At 41.9% G+C, this 7,944-nt stretch carries 4 protein-coding genes and 2 pseudogenes; 4 read left to right on the forward strand and 2 right to left on the reverse strand.

Going from position 1 to position 7,944, the window contains the following annotated elements; genetic code table 11:
• Positions 1 to 60: 60 nt before the first annotated feature.
• Together AB6D07_RS22040 and AB6D07_RS22045 are read left to right on the forward strand one after the other, a co-directional pair.
• A pseudogene (locus AB6D07_RS22040) lies at positions 61 to 1,566 on the forward strand (restriction system-associated AAA family ATPase); the annotation flags it as partial.
• Positions 1,566 to 2,702: an HNH endonuclease gene (locus AB6D07_RS22045; RefSeq protein ID WP_372092329.1), complete on the forward strand. Its 1,137-nt coding sequence runs from the start codon at positions 1,566 to 1,568 to the stop codon at positions 2,700 to 2,702. The pseudogene AB6D07_RS22040 and the gene AB6D07_RS22045, both read left to right, overlap by 1 nt.
• 414 nt (positions 2,703 to 3,116) lie before the next feature.
• Here AB6D07_RS22045 and AB6D07_RS22050 read toward each other — a convergent pair whose 3' ends face one another.
• Positions 3,117 to 4,376, reverse strand: coding sequence for an adenylosuccinate synthase (locus tag AB6D07_RS22050; protein WP_017104385.1), 1,260 nt, complete (start codon positions 4,374 to 4,376; stop codon positions 3,117 to 3,119).
• Positions 4,377 to 4,495: 119 nt separating this feature from the next.
• On the opposite strand from AB6D07_RS22050, the gene AB6D07_RS22055 reads away from it, so the two are divergent.
• Both AB6D07_RS22055 and AB6D07_RS22060 read left to right on the forward strand, forming a co-directional pair.
• The gene (locus tag AB6D07_RS22055) at positions 4,496 to 5,407 is read left to right on the forward strand and encodes a LysR family transcriptional regulator (RefSeq protein ID WP_017104384.1); all 912 of its coding nucleotides are present in this window, start codon (positions 4,496 to 4,498) and stop codon (positions 5,405 to 5,407) included.
• 193 nt (positions 5,408 to 5,600) lie between these two features.
• Positions 5,601 to 6,515, forward strand: coding sequence for a LysR family transcriptional regulator (locus AB6D07_RS22060; RefSeq protein WP_017104383.1), 915 nt, complete (start codon positions 5,601 to 5,603; stop codon positions 6,513 to 6,515).
• 67 nt (positions 6,516 to 6,582) lie between these two features.
• Here the strand turns inward: AB6D07_RS22060 and AB6D07_RS22065 are convergent.
• A pseudogene (locus AB6D07_RS22065) lies at positions 6,583 to 7,896 on the reverse strand (sulfatase-like hydrolase/transferase); the annotation flags it as partial.
• Between the last annotated feature and the right edge of the window lie 48 nt (positions 7,897 to 7,944).

Below are 7,944 nucleotides of genomic sequence, written 5' to 3' on the forward strand. Positions count from 1 at the left end.
ATACGCGAAACGGGGTTGTTCTATCTTTAAATTTAATTACGCAACAAAGCCGATGAAGAGACAAATAAGGCTGGCTTTAGAAGTGATATAGCTAATCCCGATGGTTTTGAAATCGAATACTTAATACCGATTGGAAGCAGTGATGTACGGATACATGCACATGTATTGATTACAAAAGAAATAGGCATGACACCTAAGGTACAATGGTTAAATCGTGATGAGTTATACAAAGATCATAATCCACTTTCCCGGGATGAAATTAAGCGGTTACTTCCAGATTTTGTATTAGGCTATTCTTCAGGTGAAAACGAAGTACTCAGTTTGCCTTTTTTTAAAATGAGATTTGTTCAATTTGATGAGTATTGGGGTGCATTAAGGGATCAACTTCCCTATTCTGGTCGCCCTGAAACTCGCATGGCTTATATGGATAATTCGTATAGCCAAGCGATTCTGCTTTGTAATTTGCTATATAACGAAGTAGAGGCTAGAGAGCTTTTTGAGTTTGATATGGGATTAGGTGCTTTGCATGAGTTTCGTATTGTAATCAAACGCGGTATTGAGATTAGCCCAGAACAAGCTGACTTGTTTGGACTAAAACACCCTGCTCTGGCTGTAGATGAGGAAAGGAATAGATACACACTGAATCTTGTTGATCTGTTAGAAGCAGATGAAGACTCTTCTGATAGATTTGATCCTATGATCACCAGATTAAAGCGATGTGCTACTTGTTTCTTTGTAGATGAAGAAACAGATACGCTGTATTTGGATTATTGTGTCAACAGTGCCACTAGAGAAGCATTTGCTGAAAATTTCAGTTTTGAAGTTAACAAATCACCTATCGAATTGTTTCAAGCTTTTCAGGTGTTGTTGTCGCTTAACTTGTATACAGTTAGTGAGCAACTTAAATCTGATTTATATCAATCAGATAGTTTATACGTTAATGAAACTGTGCCTACGTTAGCTTCTGATGAACGAATCATGCGTTTTAAGAACTTTTGGTTTAACAAGGAAGGGATAGAAGAGCCGGTTTTGTTAAAGTCTTTGTCTGATGGAGAGCATCAGCTATTACATAGCCTTGGGTTGTGCCTGTTATTCAAGGATACCAATAGCTTATTCCTTTTGGATGAGCCTGAGACACACTTCAATCCAGCATGGCGGTCAAACTTTATTAGTCGACTAAGATCGTGCTTCCCAGAGAAGGATAGAGAGCAAGCGAGTCATGAGATGTTAATTACGACCCACACACCGTTTTTAATTTCTGATAGCGAACGCCATAAGGTTATGGTCTTTGATAAAGATCCTGAAAGTAATCAGGTCACTATTCAGCATCCAGAATATAAAACCTTAGGCGCATCGATAAACAAAATAACCATAGAAACGTTCGGAAAGCACGAAACTATCGGTGGATATGCTCATAAGTTGCTAGATGATTTCAAAGAAGAGTTCAAAAAAGAGGGGGTGGATATTGATAGCTTGTTAAAGCGTATTGATAATCGACTCGGTGATTCTGTTGAGAAGCTCTTACTTATGAAAACGATAGTGGACAGTTTAAAGGAGCAGGACTAATGCTCTTCCCATATCAATTTTTAGACCATAAAATGAACAAGATGCAAGAATACATCCAGTTCATTTTAGAAGATGTATGGTGTGTTGCTATAGATGGAGTGGACTATGAAATTGATACTTTATTTGCAGCTAAACCTGACCTAAGGGACATGATAAAAGAGCTTGATATTCACGATGTTGAAGTTAAAGGAGCCAAGAATTTTCTTGGTCCTTTAAACTCTCTTTTTGAAAAATTCAAGATGTTAAATACTGTTCAAAAGCAACAATTTAAAGATTGGTTTACCCTTAATAATGATATAAAAAAGCTTTGTGAAGATGGAGACAGGTGTACTCCTGCTACTTATGAAGCAATTAAAGCTCTATATCCTGAAGCTCAGTATCCTGGTTTAGTCAGCGAGCTTGAAAAGTTTTATAAAAATATGTACTCAGGCGACTTTCTGAAGTTAGCATCAGTTAGAGATCGAATAGGACTCATTGCGGATCATAATTTGAAATTTACTCAGTTGAACGATCGAGATGTATGCCCATTTTGTGGGTTGTCTGGCATTTTAAATCAGTTTACTAAACCAAGGGAAGCTTATGACCATTACTTCCCAAAAGGAAAATATCCATTCAATAGCATTAATTTCCTTAACTTGGTACCAGCTTGCCCGCATTGCAACAGCAGTTACAAATTAGCAAAAGATCCCAATATAGAAAAGCCGGATACTGTTAAGGCTAAAGCTAAAAACCCTTTACGAGTACCACGTAAGGTTTTCTATCCTTACGCAAATCATACGAATCTGATTAGCTTATCTTTGTCTATCCAAACTCAAGATTGGAAAAAATTAGAAGCTACCGATGTAACTCTAAGCATGGGGCCTGCATTGATTCAACAAGAGCTTGATACATGGGATGATTTGTACGGAATCTCCGAACGTTATAAAGCGGAGTGCTGTTCAAAAAACTCAGGTAAGGCATGGCTATCCGAGGTATTTGAACGCTCGAATAAGCTTAAGTTACCGACTAAGCAGTACGTAGAAAATATTGAACTGGATACGGAGCTCGATCCTTTTGTAGATAAACGTTTCTTAAGAAGGTCGTTTTTAGTCGCGTGTAATAGAGCTGGGCTTTTTGATATACAAAATGGTGATTAGCTTTACAAAGTTGGTATGTATTACAGAGTGTATATTCTCACAAGTCGACTTGATATAACTCTTTAATTTTAAATGCTATAGGATTGAAAATCCGACTCGATACTCTAACTTTAAAGAAGTATCGGGACGTTTTTGAGTTTAAAAGTGAGACAGGGTGGTTACGTGGTAACCTTATGGTTGATTTAGTTAACTCAGTTTAGCTTTTTCCTGAGGTAACACCAGAGGTAACATCCTGAAATTCTAACTTTATAATATCCATTTATATCAATTGAATAAGTTAGATAGTAGAGTCCAGTAGCGGCACCAAATTCGTTCTTTATGAACAAGCAAAAAAGCCCACCTAGTGTGGGCTTTTTTGTGCCTGTCGTCTTTCAGCTAAAGCAACCGCTTTAGCTGAAAGACTTGAGTCGAGCTCTAGCCTCGAATGATCATTTGTTCGCGCTCTGGACCTACTGATACCATCACGATTGGCACGCCCATCAACTCTTCGATACGCGTAACGTAATCTTGTGCTGCTTGAGGAAGGCTCTCAAACGTGCGGCAGCCAGTGATGTCTTCATCCCAGCCAGCCATATCTTCATATACAGGCTTTAGTTCAGCCGTTTGTGGCCAAATCGGGTTTTCAGTGTGCTCACCAGAGTAAGCGGTACAGATCTTAAGTTCAGACAAACCAGACAGGCAATCAATCTTAGTCAGTGCGATTTCCGTTGCAGCTTGCAGGTCAACACCGCTGCGAGTTGCTACCGCGTCGAAGTAACCCATATCACGTGGGCGGCCTGTTGTTGCGCCGTATTCGTTAGAGCTTTCGCGGAAGCTATCTTGCTCTTCCATTGCTGTCACTAGCGTGCCAGTACCAACAGACGAACTGAACGATTTAGCAACAGCAATAACTCGCTCGGGGCGAAGGGCAGGTAAGCCACTACCGATACCCGCGTATGCAGCGGTTACATTTGAAGATGTCGTCCAAGGATATTCACCGTAAACAAGGTCGCGACCTGCACCTAACTGAGCTTCGAACAGTAAGTTCGCGTCTTGCGATTGCAGTGCTTTAAGCGGCTCAGTTACGTTGCAAATGAATGGGCGCCAAGCTTTAGTCACTTCAAGTAACCATTCTGTCATTTCAGAAGCAGTCTGAGAGAAGTCACATTGTGGGTATAGCGCTTTAAGTTGAGGCATCTTCCAATCAAGTAAGAATTGAATGCGTTGCTCCAAAATTTCAGGTTGATTCAACCAGCCAACAAGAATGCCTTTCTTCATCACACGATCGCCGTAAGCGGGTGCAATACCTTGACGTGTTGAACCGTAAGCACCATCGCCTAAACGTTCTTCTTCAAGTGTGTCTTCAAGCGCGTGTAAAGGTAGACAAAGTGTCGCACGGTCTGAAATCGCCATTTTCACTTTGATGCCAGCTGCTTGTACTTCTGCAATCTCTTGAGTTAGCGCAGCAGGGCTGATCACCATGCCAGGGCCAAGAACTGCCGTACAATCAGGATTAAAAATACCACTAGGCAGTTGATGCAGTTTGAATGTACCGAAGTCGTTTACTACGGTATGGCCGGCATTGTTTCCGCCTTGAAAGCGAATGCTAGCAGAAGCTTGGTCTGCTAAAAAATCAACGATACGGCCTTTGCCTTCGTCGCCCCAGTTTGCGCCTACAACAACAATAGATGGCATAATTTTTCTCCTGACTGATTGAGAAATCATGTTAGGCCTACAAAGTGGATAAGAGAAATTAATTATCTTTATTATCTTGATAAGGATTTCATATATCATGTAAAAAACCTGGGAGGGATATGATGCTCGATATTAATTTGTTGAAGACGTTTGTGACGCTAGCGGAATATAAGCATTTCGGAAAAGCAGCCAACGCACTGCATATGACACAACCCAATGTGAGTTTGCACCTAAAACAACTGGAACAACAAACACGCATCAAGTTGATAGAGCGAAGTCCGTTTCAACTGACTCAAGCAGGTGAAAGGTTACTAGAGACAAGTCAAAGAACATTACTCGAACTGCAGATTTGTCAGGCCGATCTCAACGCCATTAACGACCTTAAAATAGGCACGTTAACTATTGCCGTGAGCGACATCATCTCTCGATTCTTGCTAATTCGCCCGTTCCAGAAGTTCAAAGCGCAGTATCCGGGTATCGACCTAACGCTACTGAACACTACGTCATCTCAAGCATCGAGTTTAGTTAAGAACGCTCAGGCGGATCTTGGTTTTGTGATTGCGAAAGAGCAACACAACGAGTCGCTCTATTTTACTAAGCTTCAAGAGCTTTCATGGTGTGCGTTAGGCGATGGCTTCGACATGCAATACTCTGATAGCAAGACAGGAAACGAGGTTAAAGATGACGATATAGAGACAGAACTCACCTTGATTCTACTTGGCCACGATACGAGAACCCGTGACTTCATTGATGAAGGTTTACCAAGCCTTAATCTACCCAATCATAGAGTCATGGAAGTAGGGAGTGTCGATGCTCAAATCGACTGGGCAGAAGCTGGGTTTGGAGTGGCCATCATTCCTGAGTTTGCGATATCCACTAAGCAGTATTTGAATTCAAAGGTTACGCCATTGACCAATTTCTCTAGCACCAGCCTAGGCTATATCGTGAGGCAGAATCAAGTCTTGTCTAAAGCGACCAAGCAGTTATTAGGCTGGGTTAATGATGAGATTACTCTGCTACAAAGCAAATAAACGCTATCACTGACTTAGAGTTACCTGAGCCTGCCAAGTGTGGGCTTTTTGTGTTCTGTTAATCATCGTTTCTAGCATGTTAATTCGTAGGTGACTTCCCAAAATAAAAGGGTCGCTAATGAAGTGCTTGGTTGATACGGTATAATTCAATGATATGAAAGTTAATTTAGTACGCGAGTTTGGTAAATAGAACATGAAAAACACTGATTTTAGTCTGATTCCGTATTTTGTTGTCATGATGGAAGAGCTCTCTATCTCGAATACCGCGAAACGTTTTGGCGTTACTCAGCCCGCAATTAGTAAGGCGCTTAACCGACTAAAAGAAACCTATGATGATCCGTTGTTTGTGAAAACAAAGGAAGGTTATAGACCGAGCAGTTTTTGTTATGACATCTACCCTCAGATAAAACAGGCCTACGATGCCTTTGAATCGACTTTTCCAAGTAAGCGAAAGTTCGACCCAACAAAAATTGAAAGGTCGTTTAATGTCGCTTGTATTAGTGGTGCAACTTATTCATTGATGAAGCGTGTATCCTATATCCTCTATGCGGAAACGCCAGATATAGGTCTTCATATTGACCCTTACTATACCGCAGACATCGTTCTAGACCTTCGCCAACACCGATATGATTTGTGTATAGTCCATACGCCTATCAACGATCCGGCAATGGAATGTATTCAGCTCTCTAACGAACCTATGGTGGTTGCTTATGATAAAAACCACCCTAGATTAGGGAACGAGATTACGTTGGAAGAATACCTTGAAGAGAAGCATGTTCTTCATAGTATGTGGGATACCAAAGAATCGCCGTTAACCAAAACCAGTAAGTATGCGAAAAGTAGAAAGGTTGCACGAAAGGCGCCTGGCCCATTTGAAATGCTTGATATGGTAAGAGGGACGGATTGGCTTTGTATTAGTCAGAAATCGATACTTGAAAGGTATGGCTTGCTGGATGATTTTAAGCTGTCGCCTTTACCGTTTGAATCGGATCTTGGTACTGAATATCTGGTGTGGCACAAGAGTCGTAATGCAGATATGGCGCATTCATGGTTTAGAAAAAAGATTGTTGATGCCTCACAAAAAAAGCCCCAGTGGGGCTTTAATTAGTCAGTTATCTTTAATGGTCGGTAGCCGGGTTATCTAGCTGTTGCTTCGCTGTTTAACCCTTGCTCCGCTATTTCGCGTTTTGTGCTTGCATCTGCTGAATTAGCTTTTGCATTTTTAGCGTGTTGTAATTGATGTCTGCGGCACTGAAGCCTTGGCCTTGTTGCATTGGGTAATCGTTTAGAGAGCCCATAAACTTAATCACTTCTTGAGACATTGGTACGAATAACCACATGTTGTCTACCATCCAACGAGTGTACATGCCAGATTCTTTCGCTGCGGTTTCAAACGGGTCCATACGTAGGTTTGTAATTGAAGCCCAAGCAGGAGCTTGACGGATAGCCGATTGCATTGTGCCTTCCATCATAGCGAAGCTTGCTTTCCAATCGTTCCAACGAAGCGCATTGAAGTCACCGTTTGCAGAGAAGTAGAAGATAGTTTCACGGGGTGACTTTTCAGCCTCTCCTTCAAAATATGGCATAAAGTTCGAGCCATCTAAGTGAACACGCCAATCTGTATTATTTAGAGAAACACCTTCTTTAAGGTCTTCAACGATAGAGTCATTACCGGCAGCAGCAGCTAGTGTCGGTAACCAGTCTTCTTGAGACATTAGCGCATTAACCGCAGAGCCAGGTTCGATTACACCAGGCCATTTCACGATTTGTGGAACACGCATGCCGCCTTCGTAAGTTGTGCCTTTCTCACCGTGGAAAGGAGATGTACCGCCGTCAGGCCATGTAAACTTTTCTGCACCGTTATCGGTAGAAAGGATGACAATCGTGTTGTCTGCAACTTCTAAGCGTTCAAGAGTATCAAGCAACGCGCCCACGTTGTCGTCTAATTGAGCCATACCATCAGCGTAGATGCCTTGACCTGAAATGCCGCTGTAATGTTCGTTCAGACGAGTCCAAACGTGCATACGAGTCGAGTTGTACCAGATAAAGAACGGCTTATCTTCTTTTACAGATTTCTCCATGAACGTGATAGCCGCTTCGGTAAAGTCCTCATCGATGTTTTCCATACGAGCACGAGTCAGTGGACCCGTATCTTCGATTTTGCCATCAGAGGTTGCTTTAATAACGCCACGAGGCCCGTAGTTCTTTCTGAATTCTGGGTCTTTTGGGTAAAAGTAGGTTTCAGGCTCTTCTTCCGCGTTTAAGTGGTAAAGGTTACCAAAGAACTCATCAAAACCATGGTTTGTAGGAAGGTGTTTGTCTTGATCGCCTAAGTGATTTTTACCGAATTGCGCAGTCGCGTAGCCTTCTTCTTTAAGAGCATCACCAATGGTAGGAGCCCAGTCAGGAATACCATGCGAAGAACCTGGCATACCGATGGTAAGTAGGCCGGTACGGAAAGGGTGTTGCCCAGTCACGAACGATGATCTGCTCCAGTCAGACTGGACACTTAGCTAAGCGACATTTCGCTTTTCAAA

Source organism: Vibrio sp. 10N.239.312.C11, assembly GCF_041466065.1.
GTDB lineage: Bacteria > Pseudomonadota > Gammaproteobacteria > Enterobacterales > Vibrionaceae > Vibrio > Vibrio tasmaniensis_A.

Bases quoted from the DNA above. Each gene is read 5' to 3' on its own strand.
- AB6D07_RS22045 (WP_372092329.1), top strand. From the start codon at position 1,566: ATGCTCTTCCCATATCAATTTTTAGACCATAAAATGAACAAGATGCAA.
- AB6D07_RS22050 (WP_017104385.1), bottom strand. From the start codon at position 4,376: ATGCCATCTATTGTTGTTGTAGGCGCAAACTGGGGCGACGAAGGCAAA.
- AB6D07_RS22055 (WP_017104384.1), top strand. From the start codon at position 4,496: ATGATGCTCGATATTAATTTGTTGAAGACGTTTGTGACGCTAGCGGAA.
- AB6D07_RS22060 (WP_017104383.1), top strand. From the start codon at position 5,601: ATGAAAAACACTGATTTTAGTCTGATTCCGTATTTTGTTGTCATGATG.